The organism is Terrisphaera buseokensis (assembly GCF_047521145.2).
GTDB lineage: Bacteria > Verrucomicrobiota > Verrucomicrobiia > Opitutales > Opitutaceae > ER46.
The window spans coordinates 3,003,105-3,028,294 of record NZ_CM134186.1; the positions used below are offsets into that span (position 1 = coordinate 3,003,105).

Here is a 25,190-nt window from a genome sequence, read left to right on the forward strand (position 1 = left end):
TTAATGCTCGGCTTGCCGAAAGGCAGTCTCGAGGAATCCACCAAGGCCCTGTTCGCGAAGGCGGGCTGGAAAATCACCACGAGCTCGCGCAGCTATCGTCCCTCGATCGACGATCCGGAACTCGACGGCCGCTTCATCCGCGCCCAGGAGGTGAGCCGTTACGTGGAGCATGGCTTTTTCGACTGCGGCCTGACCGGCTACGACTGGGTGCAGGAAAACAACTCGGACGTCGTCGAAGTGTGCGATCTCGTCTACAGCCGCGCGTCGACCCTGAAATCCCGCTGGGTGCTGTGTGTGCCCGAAGGTTCGCCGGTGAAAACCGCCGCTGATCTCGCGGGCAAGCGCGTCGCGACGGAACTGATCAACACCACGAAGCGCTTCTTCGAACAGAAAGGCGTCAAGGTCGAGGTGGAGTTCTCCTGGGGCGCGACCGAGGTGAAGGTGCCCGATCTCGTCGACGCGATCGTCGACATCACCGAGACCGGCTCTTCGCTGCGCGCGAACAAGCTGCGCATCATCGACACCCTGCTCGAAACCAACACCAAGTTGATCGCGAACAAGAAAAGCTGGGCGATCCCGGCCAAGCGGAAGAAGATCGAAACGATCGCGCTGCTGCTCCGCGGCGCACTCGAGGCCGGCTCGAAAGTCGGCTTGAAAATGAACCTGCCCAAGCGCGCGCTCGACGACGTCGTCAAGCAGTTGCCCGCGCTCCGCAATCCGACGATCTCCCAACTGAGCTCGCCCGACTGGATCGCACTCGAGACGATCATCGACGAGAGCGTGGTGCGTGAAATCATCCCGCAGCTGAAAGCCCTCGGCGCCGAAGGCATCGTCGAATACCCGCTCAACAAGGTCGTGTACTGAACCCGGACGGTGGAAGCAGGAAGCCAGGAAACCCGGAGGAGAAAATCCGGGAAACGCGACGATGGTCTGGGCTGTATCCTGGCTTTCTGGCTTTTGAATTCCTCCTCTCCGGGCAGAAATTTTGAAGCCAGAAAGCCAGGAGATCAGCCCAAAGTCGCGTGGGTGATTTTTCCAGGTTTCCTGGCTTCCTGCTCTTCTCACTCTCCGCTTCTTTCAATTTTTCTTTCCCTGAGTTGCGCGGCCGGTGCGCAACGCTCAACGTTTTGAAACCATGTCGAAGGTAACTCTCGGTTTGCTCCAGCACGCGTGTGGTCGTGATCCCGCGGCGAATTTGAAGAAGACGCTCGCGCTCGCCGAGCGTGCCGCCAAGCAGGGGGCGAACATCATCTGCACGCAGGAGCTGTTTCGCTCGCAGTATTTTTGCCAGGCGGAGAAGCACGATTACTTCAAACTCGCCGAACCGATCCCCGGTCCGAGCTCGAAGGCGTTTCAGGCGCTCGCGAAGAAACACGGCGTGGTGATCATCGCGTCGCTGTTCGAGAAGCGCGCGTCGGGCCTCTACCACAACACCGCCGTGATCATCGACGCCGACGGCACGATGCTCGGCGTGTACCGGAAGATGCACATCCCGGACGATCCGCTGTACTACGAGAAGTTCTACTTCACGCCCGGCGACACCGGCTTCAAAGCGTGGGAGACGAAGTTCGGCAAGATCGGCGTCCTGATTTGCTGGGACCAGTGGTATCCCGAGGGCGCGCGACTCACGGCGATGCAGGGCGCGGAGATTCTGTTCTATCCGACGGCCATCGGCTGGCACCCCGGTGAGAAACAGGAATACGGCGTCAACCAGCACGGCGCGTGGGAAACGATCCAGCGCAGCCACGCCGTCGCGAATGGTTGCTACGTCGCCGCCGTGAACCGCATCGGCGTCGAGACGCCCGAGGGCGGCGACGGCATCGAATTCTGGGGCCAGAGTTTTGTCGCCGGCACGAGCGGACAAATCCTGGCCAAGGCGAGCACGGACGAAGAGGAAGTCATGCTCGTCCCGATCGATCTCGAGAAGGTCGACGTCACGCGCACCCACTGGCCTTTCCTCCGCGATCGCCGCATCGACGCCTACGGCGACCTCACTCGCCGCTTCATCGATTGACCCGGGAGTGCAGGCCTCCGGCCTGCGTCCATGAATTGCGGGCGGGACGCCCGCGCTTCCACCAATCCTCCTGCACCGTGGCCACGAAGAAATCCGCCCTCCGCATTCCGCATTCCGCAATCGAAACCCCGGCGAAGCTGGGGTTCCGCATGCCCGCCGAATGGGAGCCGCAGGTCGCCGTCTGGCTTTCGTGGCCACACAAACGCGCCTCGTGGCCGGGACAGTTCCGGCCGGTGCCGTACACCTTCGCGAAAATCGTCGCGCAGATCAGCCGCTTCGAGGAAGTGCGGATCAACGCCGCGGTCGCCTTGCACGCGCGCGCCAAACGCCTGTGCACCGCGGCGGGCGCGGACATGACGAAGGTCACGTTCTACGATCATCCGACCAACGACACGTGGTGCCGCGATCACGGGCCGATCTTCGTCAAGCACCGCGAGACCGGGGAAGTCGCCATCACGGACTGGAAGTACAATGCTTGGGGCGACAAATACCCGCCGTATGACAAGGATAACGAGATTCCGCCGAGCATCGCGCGCAAGCTGAAGCTGCGCCGTTTCGAGAACGACATGGTGCTCGAGGGCGGATCGATCGACGTCAACGGCCGCGGCCTGCTCCTCACGAGCGAGCAGTGCCTGTTGCACAAGAACCGGAATCCGCATCTCACGCGCGCCGACATCGAGCGCAACCTGCGCGACTATCTCGGCGTGAAAACGATTCTCTGGGTCGGCGAGGGGATCGTGGGTGATGATACGGACGGCCACATCGACGACATCACGCGTTTCTTCAAGCCGGACGGATTCGTGACGGCCGTCGAGGCGAATAAACGCGATCCGAACCATCCGATCCTCGAGGACGTGCGCGAACGGCTGCAGGGCTTTCGCACGCCGGTGGGCAAGAAGTTCGACATCGTTACGCTGCCGATGCCGAAGCCGTTTTCGTTTCAGGGCCAGCGCGTGCCCGCGAGCTACGCGAATTTTCTCATCATCAACGGCGCGGTGCTCGTGCCGACGTTCCGCCAGAAGAAGCGCGACACCGAAGCGTGCGAGACGATCGGCGCCTGTTTCCCCGGGCGCGAAGTGATCCCGATCGACTGTTACCATCTGATCTGGGGCCTTGGCACGCTGCACTGCATCTCGCAGCAGCAGCCGGCGTGAATTCATTTGACCCGCGAAACACGCAAATGACGCGAAAGCCGAGCCGGGAATTTTTCGTGTCATTCGCGTGATTCGCGGACAGGCATCGATGGTCTGAAAATTGGCTCACACGGTTGCCGTGCGGGTCACCGTCAGTTGCTCCCATCTCCATGAAACCTTCTCTGATCGCATTTCTCCTGCTGTGTGTGGCCCTGGCGGGCTGTGAATCGATGTCGGATGCGACGAGTGCGGTGCGCGAGCGGATCGCGGCCCGGGACGAGCCGAAGACGATGACGTTTGCCGCGCAGCCGCGGCCGACCTACGACGCCGTCCGAACGGCGGCTACGGACATGGGCTATCGCTTTGTGCGCGGTGGTCCGGCGCAGGGCGAGTTTGAGGCCATCGGTGGAGTCCGTCCGGGTGAGACGCACGGCACGGCGCGACAAATCACGATGAAGGTTTCGTTGCGAGCCACGCTCGATGGCAAGGGCACCGAGGTGGCGGTGCGGCTCAAGGAAATCCTTGAAGCGGACTCTTCGAATCGGGCCGGGCAGGGGACTGAGGCGCCGCTTCGCGATACGCCGCAGTACGATGTGTTTTTCCGCCGGGTCGGGACGGCGCTGGGCGTGACGGCCGAGGTGCCGGTTCGTCGTTAATGGGCGCGACGATATTCCTCTTGCCGCGGCGCGGGGATACCCCGACGCTGACCGTTCGCGGCAGTCAGTCGGTCAGGTTGGCGTTATGCCGCGAGCTCCCGCCAGCCTCCCAACGTTAGTCTAACCATTAACCAATCCGGTCCCGCGCAAGTGGGATCGTCCCGTCGGATGGGCGCTCCTGGAGCAGGCGCACGGCCGGCGTATTGTTCCTATGAGTTCAGTCATGCAAGACCTGCTCGCGCAGTCGTCCTTCGACAAGTTGAAGGAAGGCGCGATTGTCCCGGGCGTCATCACCGAAATCCGCCAAAACGAAGTTGTCGTTGATATTGGCGGCAAATCCGAAGGCGTCATCTCCGCCAACGAATTCATCGATATCGGTGAACTCCAGATCGGCTCCACCATCGAGGTGCTCGTCGAAAAATTGGAAGACAAGAGCGGCGCTCCTGTCCTCTCGTTCGACAAGGCCGAACAGAAGAAGAATTGGGATAACATCCTCACGAAGTTCCCGGAAGGCTCCATCGCCGCGGGTCGCGTGAAGGCCAAGGTGAAGGGCGGCCTCATCATCTCGATCGGCGTCGATGCGTTCATGCCGGCGTCGCACATCGACATCCAGCCGCCGAAGAACCTCGATCAGTACGTCGGTCAGACGTACGATTTCAAGGTCCTCAAAATCAATCTCGACCGGAAGAACATCGTTCTCTCGCGTCGCGAGCTCATCGAGCAGCAGCGCACCGAAAAGCGCCGCAATCTCCTCGATTCGATCCAGCCCGGCCAGGTCCGCAAGGGCGTCGTCAAGAACATCACCGACTTCGGTGCGTTCATCGACCTCGACGGCATGGACGGCCTGCTGCACATCACCGACATGTCGTGGGGCCGCATCTCGCACCCGAGCGAAATGCTCAAGCAGGGTGAAGAGATTCAGGTCATGATCATCGAGGTGAACCGCGAGAAAGAGCGCGTGTCGCTCGGTCTCAAGCAGACCACCAAGAATCCGTGGGACGAAATCGATCGGAAGTATCCGGTCGGCGCCAAGGTCCACGGCAAGGTCGTCAATCTCGTGCCGTACGGCGCGTTCGTCGAAATCGAACCCGGCGTCGAAGGTCTCGTGCACATCACCGAGATGTCCTGGACGAAGCGCATCACGAAGCCCTCCGAACTGCTCAAGGTCGGTCAGGAGCTCGATGCGGTCGTCCTCGGCATCCAGAAGGAAGAGCAGAAGATCTCACTCGGCCTGCGTCAGCTGGAGCCGAATCCGTGGGACATGGTTCGCCACAACTACCCGATCGGCGCCCGTGTTCGCGGCAAGGTCCGCAACATGACGACCTACGGTGCGTTCATCGAACTCGAAGAGGGCATCGACGGCATGGTGCACGTCTCCGACATGAGCTGGACCCGCAAGGTCAACCACCCGTCGGAAGTCCTGAAGAAGGGCGACGAAGTCGATGCCATCGTGCTCGACGTCGATTCGAACCAGCAGCGCATCAGCCTTGGCATGAAGCAGCTCGCGACCGATCCGTGGTCGGACATCGACGCTTTCTTCAAGATTGGCGATGTGGTCAAGGGCACGGTCACCAAGATTACGTCGTTCGGCGCCTTCGTGGAGCTGAAGGACGGCATCGATGGTCTCGTGCACATCTCGCAGATCAGCGAGGACCGCATCGACAAGGTGAAGGACGTGCTCAAGCCCGCCCAGGAAGTGACCGCCCGCGTGATCAAGATCGATCGCGAGGAGCGTCGTCTCGGGTTGTCGATCAAGGCCGCCAACTACTCGGAGTCGCAGCTCGCGGCCGAGACGTCGGCCTACGAGGCGCTCAATCGCAGCGCCGGCAACGACATGATGAACCTCGGCGACATTCTCGACGAGGCCGCGAAGAAGGAGTAATTCCTCTCGCAGTCGAAAGACTTCAAGCCGCTCGTCCCGCTTCGCGGGGCGGGCGGCTTTTTTTGTGCTGATGACTCACCACAAAGACACGAAGACACAGAGAAAAACTGCAAATTCGGGCTGCTGGCGGAGGTCAACTCACCGACCACTCCCTTTTGACCGCCTGTCTTTCTTTGTGTCTTCGTGCCTTTGTGGTGAAATTTCTCCGATGGAGAGCGGTTCGACTTCCTTTGGTTCAAAAACAAAAAAAGGCCGACCTCGCGGTCGGCCTTTGAAAACTATCTCGAATGGGGCGGCGCTCAGTTGCGCCCGATCTTGCCCTGCTTCTTGGACTTGCTCTCGACGAATTCGCGGATGACGGCCATCCGCTCGCGGGCGCGCTTCTCCTGGTCGATTTCGTCCACGGTGCGGACGGCTTCGTTTTTCGCCATCGCCTTCCGCATCTTGGTCAGCGCGAGGTACTCGAGCTGGCGGATGCGTTCGCGGGTGACATGGAACTTGCGACCGACTTCCTCGAGCGTGAGCTCGTCGCGACCCTCGAGACCGAAGCGGAGCTTGATGATCTCGGCCTCCCGCTTGTCGAGCGAGTTGACCATTTCAGAGAGGTCGCTGTTCAGGTTCTTCTCGCGCAGACCCTCGAAGGGACTGACGGCGTTGTCGTCGCCGACAATTTCCCCGAAGGTGGCGGAGTCCGCGTCTTCGCCGACGGGAGCGTCGAGCGAGGCGGGACGTACGCTGACCGACTTCAGATGCGCGACCTTGGACGTCGGAATCTGCAGCTCGATGGCCAACTCTTCGTCCGTGGGCTCGCGGCCGAGCTGTTCGGTGAGCTGCATCGCGGTGCGCCGCATCTTGGAGATCTTGTCGACCAAGTGGACGGGCAGGCGGATGGTTTTGCTCTGGTTGGCGAGCGCGCGCTTGATGGACTGCTTGATCCACCAGGCGGCGTACGTGGAGAGCTTGCCGCCCTTGCGCGGGTCGAAGCGTTCGACGGCCTTGATGAGCCCGATGTTGCCCTCACTGATGAGGTCGAGCAGCGGGAGGCCGAAGTCCTTGTAGTCCATTGCGATTTTCACCACGAGCCGCAGATTGGCCGAAATCATGTGATCCCGGGCGGCTTTGTCGCCGCGCCGGATGCGGCGGGCGAGGGTGACTTCCTCGTCGATGGTCAGGAGGGGCGTCTTGCCGATTTCCTGCAGATAGAGCTGCAGGTTGCTGCGTTCGCCATGAGCAATCTGCTCGGTGGGTGCAGGTTCGGATTTCTCGAGAAAGGACGGCGGCGCGTCGATGGGCGCGGCGGTGAGCGTGGCGGTCGGGGCCTCGGAGGCGGAGCGATCGTCAGCACTGTGGGAGTGGCGAACCGACTTTGCTTTTGCAGGCATTGGATAGGAACCTCGTGATAGTTAGAGGAATCAGGCGGGAGGTTGTTCCCAGATGAGGAGCGTATTTCGTTCCAAGTGCTACTACGCGCAGCCACGAGGGAAGGTTGCAAAAACGCGCCGGATTAACGTGCACTAATGGCGCATCCGTTGGGATCACACCTGCGCCATCTGGGCGCAATCTGGCTCTTCGCGTCAATGGGACGGCCGGATCGGACCGGCTGACGCGGCCGCGACCGCTCTTCAGCCCCGAATTTTCGCTCACTTCGCGCGGAATTGCAAATGGCTGCAGGCGGCGGGCGGCTGAAATCCCGCTTACTCCCCTGGCGATGCCACCGTGCTCCCGTTTACAACGGGCTCACGCGAGGCCCGCACGCTGGGGTTCTTCCGGGCTTAGAACTGCTCGGCCATCGCGACGGCTTTCAGCAGGGCCGACGCCTTGCTGACCGTCTCCTGATACTCGGACGCGGGCACCGAATCGGCCACCACGCCGGCCCCGGACTGGATGTGAATCTGACCGTCCTTGAGCAACGCCGTACGCAGCATGATGCATGTGTCCATGTTGCCGTCGTAGCCCACATAGCCGAGGGCACCCGCATAGAAGCCGCGTTGCGAGGGCTCGTACTGCGCGATGATCTGCATCGCGCGAATCTTGGGCGCGCCGCTGACCGTCCCGGCCGGAAACGTCGCCCGCATCAGATCGTACGCGGTCTTGTCCGGGGCGATTTGCCCCTCCACCTGCGACACGATGTGCATCACGTGCGAGTAGCGTTCGACCACCATCATCTCCGGCACCTTGACGCTGCCAAACTGGCAGACGCGACCGATGTCGTTCCGCGCGAGATCGACGAGCATCAGGTGCTCGGCCCGTTCTTTTTCGTCGGCCAGCAATTCCTTTTCCAACGCGTGATCCTCGGCCGGCGTGGCGCCACGCTTCCGCGTGCCGGCGATCGGTCGAATCTCCACCAGGCCGTCGGTGAGCCGTACGTGGACTTCCGGTGAGGCGCCTACGATGGAGAAATCGCCCGTTTCCAGAATGAACATGTACGGCGATGGATTGACCGTCCGCAGCGCGCGGTAGAGATCCAGCGGGGTCCGGGTGAACGGACGCGTGAACCGCTGCGAGGGCACGAACTGAATGATGTCGCCGGCGCGGATGTATTCCTTGCCGTCGTTCACGACCTGCTCGAACAGCGGCTGCGTGAAGTTGCCGGGCGGGACTTCGATCTTCGGCGTGTCGATGAGCGGCGCGGGCGCGAGCTCACTCGGATGGCGCAGCATCGTGTAGAGCTCGTTGAGTTCGCCGATGGCCTGGTTGTAAGCCTGTTCGGGATCGCCGTCGACGTGGGCGTTCACGCAGAGGCGCAGGGTCTGCTTCGCGCGATCGAAGATCAGCAGCGAGTCCGACATCATGAAATACAGCAGCGGCAGCCCGAGTTCGTCCCGGGCCACGGCCGGCACCGTCGGCTCGACCCGTGTGACGTATTCGTAGGCGATGAAACCCACCGCGCCGCCGGTGAAGCGGGGCAGCCCGGGCAACACCACCGGAGTGAAGCCGCGCATCTCCTCCTCGATGAGTGTCAGCGGATCGGCCGGCGTCGGAATCGTCTTGCTGGCTTCGCCGGGCACGCGGATTTCCGTCGTTGCCGAACCGCAGACGAAAATCTTCCGCGGGCGGCAGCCGATGAAGCTGTAACGGGACAGGTTTTCTCCGCCCTCGACGGATTCAAGCAGATAGGAGGGACCGGCGTTCTTGAGTTTCGCGTAGGCCGAGACCGGCGTTTCGAAATCCGCCATCAGGTCCGTGTACACCGGGATCACGTTTCCCTGGGCGGCGAGACTCACAAAAACTTCCCTGGTCGGATGGATGTTCATCGGCTGGACTGGGGCTTATGCGTGCCGCGGCGCGGCGTCGCAAGACGGAACGCCGGAGGCCCCCGCACAGTGCCTGCGGGCTCCGGGTGGGGTGGTGTGCGCGGTTAGGGGATCTGATACCAATCGCTCTTTGCCTTTGGACTTTAGCCGTGGCTACGAGCGCCAGCGAGTGGCCGTTCGACCACTCGCTGGCGCTCGTAGCCACGATCGATCCAGAAGTCCAAAAGCAAGCAGCGATCGGCATGAGATCTCAGATCTGAGATCTCAAATCGCGAGCGCCGTACCAGCGAAATCCGTTTGAAATGCAATGCGCCGGCAATCGCGGGTGGCGCCGCCGGCGAAACGCCTACTTCCGTGCGACCTTGATCGTGTACTTCCCCATGCCGCTCTTCCGGTTGTAATGCCGGATTTGCACGAAGTACCGGCCCGGCACGAGGCTCCGCGCGATCTTCGAATTCGAGTCGAGACCGCTGTCATCGTCTTCGGCAATCAGGGCCGTCTCACTGTTGGGCCCGAAGAGTTTCATGACGGTGTCGGTCGGGCCCGTGGTATCGATTGTGTACTTGGCAGCGCGATCGGCGTCGAAGGTGTACAGGTCCTCTTCGCCTTCCTTGCCGATTTCCGCGGACGTCCGCTTGGCCGCGTTGACGGCAAGCGGCGTCGCCTGCGAGGTGGTCGGGGCGTCCTTCGGGTACATTTTGGCGCTCGCGATGAAAGCCTTGTCCAACGCCGAGAGCACATCGTTGGCCTTGGTCGCGACGCCGTTGAGCGTCCATGATCCCGGAAAGGCGTACAGCATGATCGAATCGGGATCGAATTCCGTGCCGTTGAGCTGGTTCGACTCGTACTTCTTGAGCACGTTGTGCCGGGCCGTGGCCTCGTCCCAGAAGTTCGGACTCTGCGACAGCTCCTTGATCACGACGGCTTCGTTCCACTGCATGCCGCCCTTCGGATTTTGATGCTCATGCGCGAGGCCGATGGCGTGGCCGAACTCGTGCGCGGCCGTACCGCCGTCGAGGAAACCGAGATTCATTGTCGCTTGGTTGGCAGGAATGCTCCGGCAGTCGGTGCCGACGAACGACCACGCCCCGTCGTTCGGATCGAAGGAAATCCGAATCTCCGCGCCCGGGCTGTCATCGAACACAAACTTGAGATTCGCCGACGCGGCCCACCAGCCGGCCTGCTCGATCGCGATGGCCTTTTCGCGGGCCGTCCCGCCGAGAAAGCGAACGCGCAGGGTGGTGCCGTTCATCCAGGTTTTGCCGATGGGGCTAATCGCCCGCATCACGCCCGCGGATCGGCGGGTGAGCTGGGGACGGAACAGGTCTTGGGGCAGGACGCGATCGATGCAGACTTTGGCGCGGCACATGGAATGAAGTCTCCGGTGGAGGTTGGAATGCGAGCTGAGTTGCGGACGGGAAAAACGGTCGGTTCAGGGACGGGCGGAATCGTGGAACAGGCCCAGCAGCGTTTCGAGCGCGGGCAGTTCCTTCGGGATGGCCTTGCGCAGATGACGCCTGCACGGGACGTCGAAGCGCAACCGGTCGATCAGGTGCTCGTACAATCGCGCGGGATTGTAGAACAACGGGCAGCGGTGATCGCCCTTCTCGTGGTAGTCGATGTCGCCGAGCAATGACGCGAGCGTGCCCACGAGCGCACTGGCAATCGCGCGATCCGTTTCCGGTCCGCTCGGCGGCAGCGGGAAGCCTGCGGTGGAAAACAACATCACGGGCGACGCCTCGTCCCACCACGCGTACAGATTCTTGTCGTCCGCCGATTGCATCCGATGCCGCGTTACACATGCGAGGTAATCGACGCCGAGCTCGCGCACCTTGTTGCGCAGCCGGCGGGCCACGCGGTCGGCGTGGAGGTAGGTGGTCTTGTTGCCGTCGGTGCCGCTCATCTGCCAGGTGCCGAGTGGCGCCGACACGTCGACGAGCAGGAAACCGAAACGATCCTGCGCCGCACTCATTTTGGTGAGCGTCGACTCGAGCTCAGGGAACATGTGATCGACGTCCCACACCGCCACGCGGCTGGCGTGCTGCGCCGTGGTGCGCCGGGCGCGCTTCGTGGTCTGTGGCGCGGTCGTCGGCTTCGCGTCCGCGGCCACCGGCGTGCACAGCCGCATGCCGGGATCGCGCGCGTACACCACCGGCACGGCCCAGTCGATCGATTCGCCTGCGAGCGAGTAGTTGACGGCGATGCGCGATTCGCGCGCGGCCTTGCCCACCGTCATGCCCTGCGCGAGGGCCCAATACAGGTGCTGGGCAAACGTCGTCGCCGAAATATCGAGCACCTTGTACTGGTTCGCGACGACCACCGGCACGCCGCCGGCGACGAGGGCGGGTGCCACGCCGCGGTTGAAATCGGCCCGGCCGCCCTGGCCGGTCTCGCAGGCATTGAGAAACACGAGCCGGATGTTTCGCTGGCAGAAAATTTCGCGCAGGCTGCGATCGTCGACCTTGGTGGCCGCGCCGCGTCCGTCCTCGAAAAGCAGATACCCGCGGTTCGTCTCGACGTCGAATTCACCGTGGCCGATGAAATGCACGACATCGAAATGCCCGGTGTCGAGATAGCCGTGCAGACTCGCCGGCGTGGCCTTCGCCAGTACTTCGATCTCCACGAGACCGGCGTCGATCAGCGGTTCGAAGCCGCGACGAATCACCGCCTCCTCCTCGGCGGTCGAGAGCGGCGCCGATCCAAAGGGTTGTGCCACCACGACCAGGATGCGCAGGCGATCGGAGCGCGGCTCGATCAGTTGCGCGGGCACGCCGGTAAGGACGTTGCGCACGAACTGGATCTCCTCCGTGGCGAGAAACGCGCCGCGCGCGCGGTCGAAGGCAAATTCCCACGGCTTGTCCGCGATCCACGAGATCATGGACGTGAAGATCACGTTGAGCCGGTTGGTGCGTTCGTCGGAACGCGCGACATCGTAGAGCCGTCGGACTTCAGTGGGAAACAGCGTGTCGAACAGCACCTCGCCGAAGCGGAGGAGATCGTCGTCCGACGGCAGCGTTGCGCCGTCCCCGCCGTTCACATACTTCCGGATCCGTTCGTTCATCGCGATGATCGCCTGGAACCGCTTGCCCGCGTCGCCACCACTCGTGGGAAACGTCTGCAGCACGCGCGCGCCGCGGTACATCGCGAGCAGCTGCGCCGGTGCCCGGCCGGGTTGATTGGGATCCTGCGCCGACGCCGGCGGCAGCACCATGAGGTGAAAGGTGTCGGTCAAAAGCGCCACCGGTGCCGTCGCGGCACTGAGGCGCGTCGCCGGAGCCGGCGTGGGCGCGAGCAGGTTGATCCCGCTGATTGCGGTCGGGGCCGGCGCGGTCGCTGCATCGGTCGCGCTGCGGAAACGCCGGTCGGGCAGCGGTCGCGTTGGATCGATGGCATGCAAGCCCTGCGCCTCGCGGGCCAGCGCGTGCACGAGGAAGTCCACGGTCGCGGGCTGGCTGAAGAAATTGAGATGCTGGACCTCCGCGCCGGCGAGATTGCCGCCGGGGCCGAAGCAACCGATCCGTTCCGCCGCGACGTGCACCGCGCCGTCGCGATCAATGCGCCAGCCGCCCTCGGTCGGGGTAACGAGATCGTTGGAGCAGCCGAAAAACGCATCGACGCCCACATCCGCCATGCGTAACGCGATGTTCCCCGCGGGGTGATAGTTGGCGACCAGCGCCGAATACGCTCCGGCCGGCGGTCCGGGCGGCTGCTGCAACGCCGCCACCAGTGCGCCGTTGGTGTCCATGGCGTGCAGACCGGGGCAGGCACCGGTGACGCGCCACGACAGCCACACCAGCGCCTCGGCGATCCACTCCGCGGCCGTGGTCCACGGATTGGTGGGCATCAGTTCAAGCAGGTTGGCGACCCAGCCGACCGTGCCTTCCCAGCGTTTTGGCGTTGCGAGCTGGGTGCCGTCGTTGGGCACGCCCACCAGGATGCCGTGGCCAAGTACGAAGCGCCGCGACGTTTCGCCGAGGGTCGCGCGTTGTTCGACGAGGTTGCGCAACACGAGCCCGCCGCGCGAATGAGTGATGACGTCGAAGGTCTGGGGCGCGTCGGGCAGCGCCTCGAGCAGCATGCGGGCGTTTTCTTCCGGCGTGCGCGCGAGCGTGAAGTGGTTGAAGGCGTAAACGCGATCACCGTACAGCGGCGCAATGCGCGCGAAGAAGTCGGACTGCGCCAGTGCGTCGAACGCGCCCTTCGCATCGGAGAACGTGCCGTGCAACAGCAGCAGCGTGCGTCCTTGGGAAGGCTGCGGCACCGCCGGCACCAACGCGCCTGACGCCAGCGTCTCGCGGGTGACTTTAAACCAGCCTTCGGTGAGGCCGCGCTTTTTCCAGACGCGCTCCTCGAACGGCAACACGAGGCGTGGGAGGAAGGTGTCGACGAGCTTCGTGACGATCTTGAGGACGACGATCTTGAGCGCCTTGGCGATGAGACCGCGCCGGGTCGGCTTCGCGCCGGTGGCCGGTGCCGGCGTCGGGTCTGCTCGCGTTTGAATCCGAAAACGCAGGACGGTGGCGGCGGCCGCGCGGCGGACGCCACGGCGGGGAGCCGCGGCGGCGGCCGTTTCGCCAAAATGAAACGTGAGCGCACCTGACGGATGGCGCACGGCGATCACGCAGGTGGCACCGGGATCCGGCGTGATCGAAAGATCGATCTCGGGTGCGTCGCCGCCGCGCCTTACGGCCGACGTTGGCGTGGCCTCGAGCACGTCGTCCACCGTGACGCCCGGCGCCAGAAATTCGTTCGGAAACACAGCGGCGGCTCCGCGGCGAGTTGCGGCCGGCCCGGTGCGTTTGAGGCTCCAGAGATCGTTGTTCAGCGTGGCTTGCATCGGAGAAAGCGGGCGAAGGTGCAGATCGGAAGAAAGGGGGCGGAAGGGGAGAAGTCAGGGGCGCGCGGCCGAAGCCGCGGCCCGGCAGCTGAACGTGAAGGGGAAGATCCGCGGGTGACCTTGCTGGTTTTGGAAGCGAGGATCCCGAAATCACGGGGCCTCGAATGCGACCGAAGTCATATTCCCGCGAACGCGTTGCACTGCGAGATTAGGTGCGAATCGAATTCCCTAACATGGCATCGGGCATTTTCTGATGAGTGGACGAGGTATACGTGATTGGGAAATGTTGGCTGGAGCTGTGATCGACGTGGACGGAGATCGACTGCGATGGCGACCGACGTGGATGGCGACCGGTTGGGATGGCGAGCGACGTGGACGGCGACCGGCTGGGACCGCGACCGCCCCCGGTCGCTGTCGTGAGGGGCGACCGGGGGCGGTCGCGGTCCCAGTCGGGCGATGCCATCTCGGAACCAGTCACAGCGTCGTCACCCCGGGAATCGGCAGTGGAAACACGGCGTTCTCCGCCACTTCGCGCCGCAGCAGATCCTCGGCCTGCCGCACGAGATCGGCGCGACTTGCCGCGAGATCGCTTTTCTCCGCGGCATCGGTGGCCAGGTCGTACACTTCCCAGGCTCCGGGCGTCTTGGTCTTCAGTCCCTGCCGGACCACTTTGAAATCGCCCAGCCGCACAGCCACCTGACCGCCGTATTCAGGAAACACCCACAGCATCGGCTTCGCGCGCGCACCGGCCTTCCCACCGGTCAGCACCGGCCACAGGCTCTCGCCGTCGAGGCCGGCCGGCTTCGTGAGGCCGGCCGCCTCGCAGAGCGTGGGAAACCAGTCCGCGAAATAACCCGGGGTGTCGTTGACCGCGCCCGCCGCGATCCGACCCGGCAGTCGGGCAATCATCGGCACGCGAATTCCACCTTCGTACACGCTGCCCTTGTAGCCGCGCAGGCCGGCGGTGCTGTTGAAGAAAACGGGATCGGCACCGCCGATGTGAAACGGAGTCGTGGTTGGTCCGGGATGAGTCGCGCCATTGTCGCTGGTGAAAATCACCAGCGTGCGCTCGGCCACGCCCGCGCGATCAAGGGCGGCCAGTACGCGACCGACGTGATCGTCGAGGTCCGCGATCATCGCGGCGTAAGCGGCGCGCGGCCGCGGATGCGGGAGATAACCGGCCTGACCACGATAGACCTCGCGATCCCAGTCGGCAGGAAATTTGTCGACGGACGCCTGCGGCGGGTGCAGCGCGACGTGCGGTTCGGTGAAGGGCAGATAGAGGAAGAACGGCCGCCGGCCATTGCGGGCGATGAACGCCTCGGCCTCCGCCATAATCAGCGTGGGCGCGTACGTCTCGCCGATCCATGTTTCCGCCTTCACCTCGCCCTGCGGCTGCTTGGCGTGGCCCGGGATGGCGCGCCGGTTGATCGTGACCTTCTCCGCGTTCCGCCAGAGATACTCGGGATAGAAGCTGTGCGCGACGGCCTGACAGTTGTAGCCGAAGAAAAGGTCGAAGCCCTTGCGGTTCGGATCGCCGGTGCTGCCCACGGGCCCGAGGCCCCATTTGCCCATCGCGCCCGTCGCGTAGCCCGCGTCACGAAATGCCTGTGCCAGCGTGCGGACGTCCGCGGAAATCGGATACTGGCCTTCGGTGAACTGGGGAAAACGCACCTTCGCCTGCTGGTTGCCGCGGACTTCGGCGTGACCGAGATGCTTGCCGGTCATCAGCACGCAGCGCGACGGCGCGCACACCGGTGCCCCGCTGTAATGCCGGGTGAAACGCATGCCCTGGGCCGCGAGCTTGTCCAGATGCGGCGTCGGAATCTTCTTCTGGCCGTAGCTGCCGAGTTCGCCCCAGCCGAGATCGTCGGCGAGGATGAACACCACATTCAGCGGCTCAGCCGCGAGGCCGCGCGCCAACGCGAGGCCGGCGAGCAGGAACAAGATCGTGAATTTCATGAGTCGCAATCGAGGTGCGGGGTTTGGGTTCATTCGCCGGCTTTCTTGGCGGCGCCCTTTTTCGTGGCGGGTGATTTTCTGCCGCCGCGCTCGCTCAGTGGCAGCAGTGCGCCGCCACGGGCGTTCATCTCCGCGTCGCAGAGTGCACGCCACGTGCGCAGCGTTTCGGCCTGGGCGGGATCGAGCGCGAGATTTCGCAGCTGATCGGGATCGGCCTCCAAGTCGTGCAGGAACTCGTAGGCCGGCTCCTGATCGAAATAGCGCGCGTACACGAAGCGTTCGCCGCGCACACCCTCCCAGGTGAGCGTCGGGGCGAGATCGAGGTGCTCGCAGAAGAAATGCCGCCTCCAGTCGCCTGGCGCGCGGCCCTCGACGAGCGGCGCGAGGCTGCGGCCCTCGTAACTCGCGGGCTTGGCCGCGCCGGCCCAGTCGAGGAACGTCGCGGGCAAATCGACGTTGAGCACGAGATCGTTCACGACGCGCCCGCGCTGCGCCTGCGGCAGCCGCGGATCGTAGATGATGAGCGGCACGCGCAACGACTCTTCATAGTGCGACCACTTGCCCTGAAATCCGCGATCACCGAGGTAGTAGCCGTTGTCGGCGCTGTAGACGATGACGGTGTTCTCCGCGAGACCGGCCTCCCGCAGCGCGGCCAGCACGCGCGCGATGCCGCGATCGATGCCGGTGATCATGCGCAGGTAGGCGCGGACGTTCGTCTGGTACTTTTCCGGTGTGTCGTAGCCCCAGAAAAAGCGCTGCCGGTTGATCGACTCATTGAGAAACGCCGGATGCCGCTCGACGATCGCAGGATCGCTCAGCCGGGGTGGCGCGATCGCCTTGTCCTCGTACAGGCCGTCGAGCGCCGGCGGCCACGGGTAGTGCCCGATCCCCGGACGCCGGTCGTTGTCCTCCGCGTGCGCGGCATTGAACCACAGATGAAGACTGAACGGCTGGTCCTTCTTCTGGGCTTGGATGAAGGCCACGCCGCGATCGCACACGAGATCGGTTTCGTGACGCTTCGAGCCGTCGGGCATCGGCTTCAAATAGGGATTTCGTCCGATCGCTTCGAACTGATCGTACTGCTCCGCCGGGTTGAAGCCATTGGGCGCGACCATGTGCCACTTGCCGAAATGCGCGGTGCGATAACCCGCGGCGCGGAGTTGCAACGGCAGCATCGTGCGCAGCGCCTGCGGCGAAACGGTGGGAATCGCGTTCCGTTGCGCGTGCGTGCGCGCCCACTGGCCCGTGAGCACGACGGCCCGGCTCACCCAGCAGACCGAGGTCGTGACAAACGCGTTGCTGAAGCGCACGCCGTCCGCCGCGAGACGATCGATCGTCGGCGTCTGCACGATCGGATGGCCCGCGCAGCCCAGCGTGTCGTAACGCTGATCATCCGCAAAAAGGAAAATGATGTTCGGCCGCGTGGTCGCGGCGTGTGCCGCGAGCGCGAGCGGCAATAGGAGAAGCGCGAAGAGGCCTCGGGGGCAGGAGGGGCGGGGAAGCGTCATGGCTAAAAAGGTTTCGGCAATGGGATTTCCTCTCGGGAGCGCCTGCGTCCCGCCCGGGCTCATTCAGATTTCTTCTTACCTTTCGGGGCGACGTCACCGGTCGGCCGCACCGACGCGCGGCCGCTGGGTTTCGCGGGATCGTACTCGAGGTTCGGAATGGGAAAACGCGCGCCAACGTTCTTCTGCCACGCGTGCAACTCGTCGCGCAGCGCCGTGACGCGCGCCGGTTCCTGCGCGGCGCGATCGGTTTTCTCGCCGAGGTTGTCGGCGAGGTTGAACAACTCGACGCGCGGCCCCTCGGACCACTCGATCAGTTTCCAGTCGCCGCGGCGGATGGCCGCGCCGGGGCCGCCACCCTGGTTGCCGTAGTGCGGATAATGCCAGTACAGCGCGCGCTCCGGCAGCGTTCCGCCCTTCAACACCGGCACCAGACTCACGCCGTCGAGCACCTGGCCGGACTGTGGTCGCGCACCCGCCACGTCGAGCAGCGTAGGAAAGAAATCGGGGCTGCTTACGGGCGTGGTGATCAATCGCCCGGGCTGTACGACGCCAGGCCAGCGCACGATGAGCGGCTCGCGAATGCCGCCTTCGTAGAGCCAGCCCTTGCCGCCGCGCAGCGGGAGATTGGAGGTCGGCCAGCCTTCGCTGGTGGAAAGGCCGCCGTTGTCGCTCGTGAAAATCACGATCGTGTTTTCACGCAGGCCGAGTTCGTCGAGTTTCGCCAGCACCTTGCCGACGGCGAGATCCATGGCCTCGACCATCGCCGCGTACACGACGTGTTCCTGCACCAGCCGCACGTCGCGCTCGTCCTCGCGCCCCCACGCCTCGCGCAGGTTGAGCCGGCGGCGTTTCTCCTCGTACTTTTGCTTCAAATCCTCGCGCGCCATCAGCGGCGTGTGCACGTCATAGAAAGAGTAATACGCGAAGAACGGGCGGTCGCGATTGGCCTCGATGAACGCCGTGGTTTCGGTCGCGAGCCGATCCGTCAGATGTTCGCCGGGCGGACCGTCGGTCAGCCGGGGATTGCCGTACGGTGAGAAATAGCGGCCGCCGCCGTACGGGCCGCCGCGGTCGTTGCCGCCCTTGTTGTGATCGAAGCCCTGATTCTCGGGCCACCAGCCCTCGGGGCCGAGATGCCATTTGCCCGCGAAGAACGTCGCGTAGCCGGCCGCCTTCATCGCCTTCGCGAGCGTGGGCGTATCGAGCGCGAGCCGATCCGAGTAGGGCGCGGGCCGCAGCTTCGTGTTGCGTTTCCAGGCGTCGGGCGTGAACGGCGCGCCGATGTAGTCGGTGACGCCGGTGCGCTGCGGCCACTGTCCGGTCATGATGCTCGCGCGCGTGGGCGAACACACGGGACACGCCGCATAAGCGTCGGTGAATCGCGCGCCGTCGCGCGCCATGCGATCGAGGTTGGGCGTTTCGTAGAAACTGCTGCCGTACACGCCGAGATCACGCTGGCCGAGATCGTCGGCCAGGAAGAAGACGACATTCGGCGGTCGGGTGGCGGCGGACGTCGCGCTGGCGAGGAGTGAGCCGAACGCGAGCAGGAGGAGGGGAAGCGATCGCATGGAAAAAGAGGGGACGAGGAGCGGGCGGGAAGCCGGAAGATTATTTCTTGCGCGTTTTCGGCGTCTTCGGTGCGGGCGGCGGCGGCGGATCGAGATCGTTGGTCCGCACCTCGCGCAGGCGCGCGGCGAGCTTCGCCTTGTATGTATCCACCACGGCGGCGAACTCGGGCTTCGTCGCGAGATTCGTGTACTGCTTCGGATCCGCGACGACATCGAAAAGCTCGATGCCGAGCGACGCGTCCTCGGCGTACTGAAGGTAGGCCCAGCGCTCGTCGCGGAGGAGGAAACCCTGGCTCGAGGGCGCGACGCAGAACACCCCGTCGCGCACGGCGTGAGTCGGGTCGTCGAACACGCGCGAAAAATCGCGACCCTGGATCCGGGCCGGCACCTCGAGTCCGGCGAGGTGCGCAATCGTCGGATACAAATCGATCAGTTCGGTGAACGACCGGCACACCGCCGGTTTCTTGCCGGGCACGCGAATGATCAAAGGCACCTGCGACGACTCGTCGCGCAGGCTGACCTTGGCCCAGAAATCGTGTTCGCCGAGATGGAAGCCGTGGTCGCTGGTGAAGATGACGATCGTGTTCTCCTCCTGTCCGGACGCCCGCAACGCCGCCAGCACCTTGCCGACCTGCGCGTCCATGTAAGCGACCGCCGCATAGTAGCCGCCGACGGCCTTCTTCTGCCGCCGCACGTCCATTTTCATGTTCACACTGGTCTTGTAATTGATGCCGGCCTTCGGTGTGTCGTCCCAATCACCGGCGATCTTCGGCGGCAGTGTCAGCTTCTCGTACGGCAGGTAAGGTTCGAAATACGCCTTCGGCGCCACGAACGGCACGTGCGGACGCACGAAGCCGACCGCGAGGAAGAAGGGCGCGGTCGAGGCGGGAGCCTCGCGTCGACGTGCCGACTGGCTGGCGATCCAGTCCACCGCCTTGGCCGCAGTCTTTCCGTCCGAGTGAACGAGATCGTCACCGTCCGCCTCGACGACGACGAAGGTGTTGCCGCCCACGACTGGCCGTGTGCCGTCGGGATTGTTTTCCAGCGTCTCGCCGTTGCCCGGCGCCTTCCACTCCGGCCCCTGGCTGTTGAACGCCTCGGTCCACGACGCGGGATCGTCCGCGCCGTCGCTGCCTTCCTCGATCCCGCCCGGCACGCCCATGTGGTAAATCTTGCTGATCCGCGTCGCGTGGTAGCCGGCGTTCCGGAAATGCTGCGACCACGTCGCGCGAGCGCCAATGGCCGGACGTGGACTCGTGTAACCGAGGATGCCGGTCGCGTGCGGGTAGTATCCGGACATGAAGGACGCGCGTGACGGGCCGCAGTAGGTGGCATTGCAATACGCGCGCGTGAACCGCGTGCCGGTGGCGGCGAGCCGATCGATGTTCGGCGTGCGGCTCACGGTGTTGCCGTAGCAGGACAGCGCGGTCGACGTGAGATCGTCGGCGATGATGAACAGGACGTTCGGTCGCGCCGAGGGTGTCGCCGCCAGCGCAACTCCCGGCCCGACGATCAGGGCCAGCGCGAAACAGACCAGCCACCCAGGGGCGGACTTGATCACGGCGTCCATGTCGTGAGGACCTTGCGCTCCGTCACGGGCCACCAGGCCTGGAGCTTCGCGGCGAGGCGCGCGACGGTCTCCGGGTTTTGCGCGGCGAGGTTCTTGTTCTCGTGCGGATCGGCGAGGAGATCGTAGAGCTGCGGACGCTTGTCCGTGCGGGGATTTGCGTCCGAGTAGCGATCGCTCACGGCGCCGTCATAGGTCAGCAGCAGTTTCCATTTTCCCTCGACCACCCAGCGGTACACGAGGCTGGCCTCCGGTTTGTCGATGTTGGCGATGTCATGCGCGTAGGTTTCGCCAAACGCGGCCGTGCGCGGAGTGGGCTGGCCGGATTTCAGGATCGGCAGCAGGTTGTACCCAGGAAGATAGTTCGGGATCGGCGCGCCGGCGGCGGCGAGGACCGTGGGCAGGAAATCGATGCTCGAGCAGAGTTGTTCGCCGCGCTTGCCGGGTTGGATCACGCCGGGCCAGCTGAACATGATGGGCTGGCGGATGCCGCCTTCGTTGGCGGATTGCTTGGAGCGCGGCGCGAACCCTGCGGCGTCCTCCTTCTGGATCCAGCCGTTGTCGGCGACGTAGACGAAGATGGTCTTCTGCGTGAGCCCTTTTGCCTCGATGCGCTCAATCAGCTGCCCGCAGGTTTCGTCGAACCACTCGACCATCGCGTAGTAGCGCGCGATGAAGTCAGACTTCACCCCCTTCGCCTTGTACTTGTCGAAGAGGCGCTGCGGCGGCGTGTGCGGAGTGTGCGGCATGAACGGCGCGTACCAGATGAAGAACGGCTTCTTCTCCGCGACGGCGTGGTCGATGAAGTCGAAGACGGGTGTCATGCCCTCGCGGCCGATCTTCAGGCCGTCATCGCCGTGCCGGCCGCCCGGTTGCGGAAACCCCCGTGTCATGCCGTGGGTGAAGCCACCGCGCTGAAAACTGCCCTCCCACCATTTGCCCGACTGGTGGCTCAAGTAACCCTGCTGGCCGAGCAGTTTCGCGATTGTCGGCTGGCGATCGTTTTGCGCGATCAGTTTCTCGCGGAGGCGCTGATACGCGTCAGACTCGCCGGCTTTCTTGGCCGCCTTGTTGGCCTTGCCGCCCTTCGGCGCTGCGTCTTCGAGGAGCGCCGGGTCGTTGCCGCTGATTTTGTGCTGGTGCGCGTAGAGTCCGTTGGAAAACGTGGCCAGCGCCGGGCGGCACAGCGCGGTGGGCACGTAGCCGCGGGTGAAGAGCGCGCTCCGGGCCGCGAGCTTGTCCAGATTCGGCGTCTCGATCTGCGGATGGCCCATGAAGCCGTAGTCGGTCCACGCGTGATCGTCGGAGATGATATAGACGATGTTGGGCCGCTCGGCATCGGCCGCGAACGAAGCGGCCCGCACCGCGAGGGCGAGGAGAAGAGCGAAGCGCAGTTTCATGAAGAGTGGGGTTGCACGATCGGAACGGTGACGGAATGCCGCTGAGTTATTTTCGCAGGGTGAGGTTGACGCGTCGCACGTCCATGACGGATCCGCCGGGGATCTGCAGCGCGCGCAGCGCGAGCTGCCCGCGACCTTGCTCGAGCCGCACGGAACCAAGGGCCAGTGGTCGGAAGTCCTTCATCTGTGATTCGGCCGGCGGTCGCGGCAGCGTGTCCTGATTCGTATGCAAGGGAGGATCCCAGCCGGGAGCGACTTTGCCGGTGAGTTTGCTGGCGTTGAAACTCAGCTCGATCTCGGCACCGGCGTCCGGCACGCGGCAGGTGTAGTCGATGACGACATCGTAGACCCCGGTTGTAGCCACCTCGATGTCCCAGGTAATCTTATCTTCCTTCGATTTCCAGTTTACGAAATAGGAGCTGTTCGGCGCATTGCTGCTTCGCTGGACGTTGCCGTGCGGCACACCGTCGCGGGCCGGCAGCGGCGTCCAGGGAAATTCGGCGTAACCGACGGGATACGGCCGATCGTCGGGCACGACAAACGTGCCGCCCTTCGCCTTGCCCTTGCCCTTGGTTTTCGCCTCGGCGACGGCGGACGCCATCGCGCCGAAGACATCCTGCCGCCACGTTGTGACCGCGGCGGAGAGTTTCGCGGCCAGCGCAGGCTGTTCCTCGGCGATGTCTTTTGTCTGGCCGGGGTCGGCGACGATGTCGAAGAGCGCGCCGCGGTGATCGAGCCGGTGGCGTTGCGAGCGAACGCTGATCTGGCCGTTCTGATGGGAGAAGATCAGCCGCTCGGGCATGGTGGCAGCCCGGCCCAGCAGCACCGGCGAGAGGTCGACGCCGTCGAGGGGCTTGGTGCCGACGCGCGGCACGCCTGCGAGCGACGTCACCGTGGGCATCAGGTCGATCGCACCGGCGATGTCGCGAATCACCGTGCCGGGCTTGATGTGGCCGGGCCACCGGACCAGCAGCGGTGAACGAATCCCGCCCTCGTCGATCGTGCCCTTGCGGCCCTTCATGCCGCCGTTCCAGCGCCAGCTGTTGGGACCGTTGTCGGAAAAATAAATCACGATGGTGTTCTCCGCGAGGCCGAGCTCGTCGAGCTTGCGCAGCACGCGACCGACATTGGCGTCCTGGTTCTCGATCATCGCGAGCGCGCAGCGCGTATGGTTGATGTCCTCCAGCGAAGGGTCGGTGGCGGCCTGGCCGATTGGCTTGTCCTTGAAGCGCTGCCAGTCGCGATCCGGCACGCTCCACGGCGAGTGTGGCGTCGTGAACGGGACGTAACACAGGAAGGGCTTGGCGCGGTTCTTCTCGATGAACGCGATCGAGCGATCCGTGCAGAGGTCGACGATGTAGCCGCGCTCCTGGATCATCCTGCCGTTGTGCTCGAGGTGCGGATCGACGTACTCGCCCCAGTGGCCCGCGGTGTACCCATAGTACTCATCGAAGCCGCGCGCCTGCGGATGGTAGGGCCACTGGCTGCCGTTGTGCCATTTGCCGAAGGCGCCGGTCGCGTACCCGCGGGCCTTGAAGGCGTCGGCGATCGTCTTCTCGTCGGTGTTGAGGCGTTCCAGACCGGTGGATACGCCGCGCACACCGCCGCGTGAATGATAGCGGCCGGTGAGAAACTCGGCGCGCGTGGGCGCGCAGACCGCGCAGACGTAGAATCGATCGAACTGCGCGCCGTTCCGGCCGATCGAGTCGATATTGGGCGTGCGCACGCTGGCGTTGCCGTTGATGCCGTAGTCGCCCCAGCCGGCGTCGTCGGCGAGGAAGATCACGACATTCGGCGGGCCGCCCGCGCGGGCGGCGGCGGCCCGGGCACCAGCGGGAAACGAAGCGGAGACGAGAGTCAGGACGGCCAGCAGCAACAGCGGCGGGCGAAACGCGGGGGACGATTTCATGGGAGGGAGGGCGAAGGTGTCGGATGCAACCGGGAAACGGATACGGTGGGAAAGGTGCAGGGTGATCACTGCCCGCGGCCGGTCGGGCGGGGGGATTTCATGACGGGCATGGCGGCGCCGATTTGTTTTCGCCACGCCGCCAGTTGCGCGCGCAGTTCCGCGGCCTGCGCGGGCGAGGTGGCGGCGAGATTGCGGGCTTCACCGACGTCGTCGCGTACGTTATAAAGTTCAACGGCGCCCGTTTCGAAGAACTCCAGCAGCTTGAAATCGCCGCGGTGGATCGCGCCGACGGGGCCGGTGCGCCAGCCACGCGCGTGCACGTACGATTCCAGGTAGCCGGGGAAGTGCCAGTAGATCGCCTCGCGACCGAGCGGTGCCCGCGGATTGCGCAGGACCGGCACGAAGCTCACGCCGTCGAGCGGATAGCCGGGGCGCGGCGTGCCGCCGCCAATCGCCACGAATGTCGGGTAGATGTCCACGTGCGCGAGCGGCTGATCGCTCGTGCTGCCCGCGGGCACCACCCCGGGCCAGCGCGCGATGAACGGGACGCGCAGGCCGCCCTCGTAGAGCGTGCCCTTGCCGCCGCGCAACGGCGCGTTGTCGGTGAACCCCTTCTTCTCCGAAGGCGCCTCGGTTCGCTGGTAGCCGCCGAGCCCGCCGTTGTCGGAGGAAAAGATCACGAGGGTGTTGTCGGCGAGTTTCAGCTCGTCGAGCTTCGCGAGAATGCGACCGACGCTCTCGTCTACGCTCTGAATCATTGCCGCGTAGGTGGGATTCCAGTGCGTGCCGCGCGCCGGTTTCTTTTCCCACGCCGCCACGTAGGCCGGCTTGGCGTGAATCGGCGTGTGCACGGCAAAATGGGGCACGTAGAGGAAGAACGGGTGATCCCGGTGCCGGGTGATGAAGTCGACGGCGCGATCCGTGAGGAAGTCGGCGTAATATTGGCCTTCCGGATACGCGACTTCCGGCACCGTCGTGAAGTTGAAGTGCTTGCCGTCGGACACGATCGCCTCGTCAAACCCGCGCTGACCCGGATGGTGAGGTCCCGTGGTGCCCAGGTGCCATTTGCCGAACATCCCGGTCGCGTAGCCCGCTGCTTTCAGCGCCTGCGGCAGGATGAACTTGTCGAGCGCGAGCTTCGTCTCGTTGGCGGGCACCTCCATGCGGCGATCCTCCGCCTCGCCGCGCTCGAGGGTGTTGACGGTGTACATGCCGGTGCGCGGCGCGTACTGGCCGCTCATCAGCACCGCGCGGGTCGGCGCGCAGTTCTGGGAATTATAGTACCGCAGCATCCGTACGCCCTGTGCGGCGAGGCGGTCGATGTTGGGTGTTTGGTAGTATTGCGATCCCTGGCAGCCGAGATCGGTCCAGCCGAGATCGTCGGCGAGGATGTAGACGATGTTGGGGCGCGGGGCGTTCGCGGCGAACGCGCAGGCCGCCGTCAATCCCAGCGTGGCGTGGAACAACCTGTACAGTGCGCGGGTGAAACTCATGGGGTGC

General features: G+C 64.5%; 16 protein-coding genes. 5 read left to right on the plus strand and 11 right to left on the minus strand.

Going from position 1 to position 25,190, the window contains the following annotated elements:
• Positions 1 to 3 precede the first annotated feature (3 nt).
• The 5 genes from hisG (at position 4) to rpsA (ending at position 5,685) form a co-directional block, all read left to right on the plus strand.
• The gene (gene hisG / locus ACLJEU_RS11140; RefSeq protein ID WP_414664936.1) at positions 4 to 864 is read left to right on the plus strand and encodes an ATP phosphoribosyltransferase; all 861 of its coding nucleotides are present in this window, start codon (positions 4 to 6) and stop codon (positions 862 to 864) included.
• Positions 865 to 1,135: 271 nt separating this feature from the next.
• A complete protein-coding gene (locus tag ACLJEU_RS11145) occupies positions 1,136 to 2,014 on the plus strand; it encodes a carbon-nitrogen hydrolase (RefSeq protein WP_414664935.1) in 879 nt (292 codons plus the stop codon).
• A 149-nt stretch (positions 2,015 to 2,163) separates the two neighbouring features.
• Positions 2,164 to 3,168, plus strand: coding sequence for an agmatine deiminase family protein (locus ACLJEU_RS11150; RefSeq protein WP_414664970.1), 1,005 nt, complete (start codon positions 2,164 to 2,166; stop codon positions 3,166 to 3,168).
• A 149-nt stretch (positions 3,169 to 3,317) separates the two neighbouring features.
• Positions 3,318 to 3,803: a hypothetical protein gene (locus ACLJEU_RS11155; protein WP_414664934.1), complete on the plus strand. Its 486-nt coding sequence runs from the start codon at positions 3,318 to 3,320 to the stop codon at positions 3,801 to 3,803.
• Positions 3,804 to 4,026: 223 nt separating this feature from the next.
• The gene (gene rpsA, locus ACLJEU_RS11160; protein ID WP_414664933.1) at positions 4,027 to 5,685 is read left to right on the plus strand and encodes a 30S ribosomal protein S1; all 1,659 of its coding nucleotides are present in this window, start codon (positions 4,027 to 4,029) and stop codon (positions 5,683 to 5,685) included.
• Between the two features lie 299 nt (positions 5,686 to 5,984).
• Here the strand turns inward: rpsA and ACLJEU_RS11165 are convergent, their stop codons facing one another.
• The 11 genes from ACLJEU_RS11165 to ACLJEU_RS11215 form a co-directional block, all read right to left on the minus strand.
• Positions 5,985 to 7,067, minus strand: coding sequence for a sigma-70 family RNA polymerase sigma factor (locus ACLJEU_RS11165; protein ID WP_414664932.1), 1,083 nt, complete (start codon positions 7,065 to 7,067; stop codon positions 5,985 to 5,987).
• 390 nt (positions 7,068 to 7,457) lie between these two features.
• A complete protein-coding gene (gene trpE / locus ACLJEU_RS11170) occupies positions 7,458 to 8,939 on the minus strand; it encodes an anthranilate synthase component I (RefSeq protein ID WP_414664931.1) in 1,482 nt (493 codons plus the stop codon).
• 346 nt (positions 8,940 to 9,285) lie between these two features.
• Entirely contained in the window at positions 9,286 to 10,308 is a 1,023-nt protein-coding gene (locus tag ACLJEU_RS11175) for a M12 family metallopeptidase (protein ID WP_414664930.1), read from the minus strand.
• A gap of 63 nt (positions 10,309 to 10,371) precedes the next feature.
• Positions 10,372 to 13,776 carry a DUF7379 domain-containing protein gene (locus tag ACLJEU_RS11180; RefSeq protein WP_414664929.1) on the minus strand — a complete coding sequence of 1,135 codons (3,405 nt, stop codon included), beginning with the start codon at positions 13,774 to 13,776 and terminating at the stop codon, positions 10,372 to 10,374.
• Positions 13,777 to 14,250: 474 nt separating this feature from the next.
• Positions 14,251 to 15,738, minus strand: a complete 1,488-nt coding sequence (locus ACLJEU_RS11185) for an arylsulfatase (RefSeq protein WP_414664928.1) — start codon at positions 15,736 to 15,738, stop codon at positions 14,251 to 14,253.
• A 29-nt stretch (positions 15,739 to 15,767) separates the two neighbouring features.
• Positions 15,768 to 17,246 carry a sulfatase family protein gene (locus tag ACLJEU_RS11190; protein ID WP_414664927.1) on the minus strand — a complete coding sequence of 493 codons (1,479 nt, stop codon included), beginning with the start codon at positions 17,244 to 17,246 and terminating at the stop codon, positions 15,768 to 15,770.
• Positions 17,247 to 17,305: 59 nt separating this feature from the next.
• The gene (locus ACLJEU_RS11195; protein WP_414664926.1) at positions 17,306 to 18,814 is read right to left on the minus strand and encodes a sulfatase; all 1,509 of its coding nucleotides are present in this window, start codon (positions 18,812 to 18,814) and stop codon (positions 17,306 to 17,308) included.
• 40 nt (positions 18,815 to 18,854) lie between these two features.
• A complete protein-coding gene (locus ACLJEU_RS11200) occupies positions 18,855 to 20,375 on the minus strand; it encodes a sulfatase (protein ID WP_414664925.1) in 1,521 nt (506 codons plus the stop codon).
• Positions 20,372 to 21,781: a sulfatase family protein gene (locus tag ACLJEU_RS11205; protein ID WP_414664924.1), complete on the minus strand. Its 1,410-nt coding sequence runs from the start codon at positions 21,779 to 21,781 to the stop codon at positions 20,372 to 20,374. Before ACLJEU_RS11205 ends, ACLJEU_RS11200 begins: the two co-directional genes overlap by 4 nt.
• A gap of 46 nt (positions 21,782 to 21,827) precedes the next feature.
• A complete protein-coding gene (locus ACLJEU_RS11210; RefSeq protein WP_414664923.1) occupies positions 21,828 to 23,690 on the minus strand; it encodes an arylsulfatase in 1,863 nt (620 codons plus the stop codon).
• A gap of 65 nt (positions 23,691 to 23,755) precedes the next feature.
• On the minus strand, positions 23,756 to 25,183 hold the full coding sequence (locus ACLJEU_RS11215) for a sulfatase (protein WP_414664922.1): 1,428 nt from the start codon (positions 25,181 to 25,183) through the stop codon (positions 23,756 to 23,758).
• Between the last annotated feature and the right edge of the window lie 7 nt (positions 25,184 to 25,190).

Excerpts from the sequence above, each read along its gene's own strand:
- ACLJEU_RS11215 (WP_414664922.1), bottom strand. The coding sequence starts at position 25,183 with ATGAGTTTCACCCGCGCACTGTACAGGTTGTTCCACGCCACGCTGGGA.
- ACLJEU_RS11180 (WP_414664929.1), bottom strand. The coding sequence starts at position 13,776 with ATGCAAGCCACGCTGAACAACGATCTCTGGAGCCTCAAACGCACCGGG.
- ACLJEU_RS11190 (WP_414664927.1), bottom strand. The coding sequence starts at position 17,246 with ATGACGCTTCCCCGCCCCTCCTGCCCCCGAGGCCTCTTCGCGCTTCTC.
- ACLJEU_RS11150 (WP_414664970.1), top strand. The coding sequence starts at position 2,164 with ATGCCCGCCGAATGGGAGCCGCAGGTCGCCGTCTGGCTTTCGTGGCCA.
- ACLJEU_RS11155 (WP_414664934.1), top strand. The coding sequence starts at position 3,318 with ATGAAACCTTCTCTGATCGCATTTCTCCTGCTGTGTGTGGCCCTGGCG.
- ACLJEU_RS11210 (WP_414664923.1), bottom strand. The coding sequence starts at position 23,690 with ATGAAATCGTCCCCCGCGTTTCGCCCGCCGCTGTTGCTGCTGGCCGTC.
- trpE (WP_414664931.1), bottom strand. The coding sequence starts at position 8,939 with ATGAACATCCATCCGACCAGGGAAGTTTTTGTGAGTCTCGCCGCCCAG.
- hisG (WP_414664936.1), top strand. The coding sequence starts at position 4 with ATGCTCGGCTTGCCGAAAGGCAGTCTCGAGGAATCCACCAAGGCCCTG.
- ACLJEU_RS11195 (WP_414664926.1), bottom strand. The coding sequence starts at position 18,814 with ATGCGATCGCTTCCCCTCCTCCTGCTCGCGTTCGGCTCACTCCTCGCC.
- ACLJEU_RS11145 (WP_414664935.1), top strand. The coding sequence starts at position 1,136 with ATGTCGAAGGTAACTCTCGGTTTGCTCCAGCACGCGTGTGGTCGTGAT.
- ACLJEU_RS11175 (WP_414664930.1), bottom strand. The coding sequence starts at position 10,308 with ATGTGCCGCGCCAAAGTCTGCATCGATCGCGTCCTGCCCCAAGACCTG.
- rpsA (WP_414664933.1), top strand. The coding sequence starts at position 4,027 with ATGCAAGACCTGCTCGCGCAGTCGTCCTTCGACAAGTTGAAGGAAGGC.
- ACLJEU_RS11165 (WP_414664932.1), bottom strand. The coding sequence starts at position 7,067 with ATGCCTGCAAAAGCAAAGTCGGTTCGCCACTCCCACAGTGCTGACGAT.
- ACLJEU_RS11205 (WP_414664924.1), bottom strand. The coding sequence starts at position 21,781 with ATGAAACTGCGCTTCGCTCTTCTCCTCGCCCTCGCGGTGCGGGCCGCT.
- ACLJEU_RS11185 (WP_414664928.1), bottom strand. The coding sequence starts at position 15,738 with ATGAAATTCACGATCTTGTTCCTGCTCGCCGGCCTCGCGTTGGCGCGC.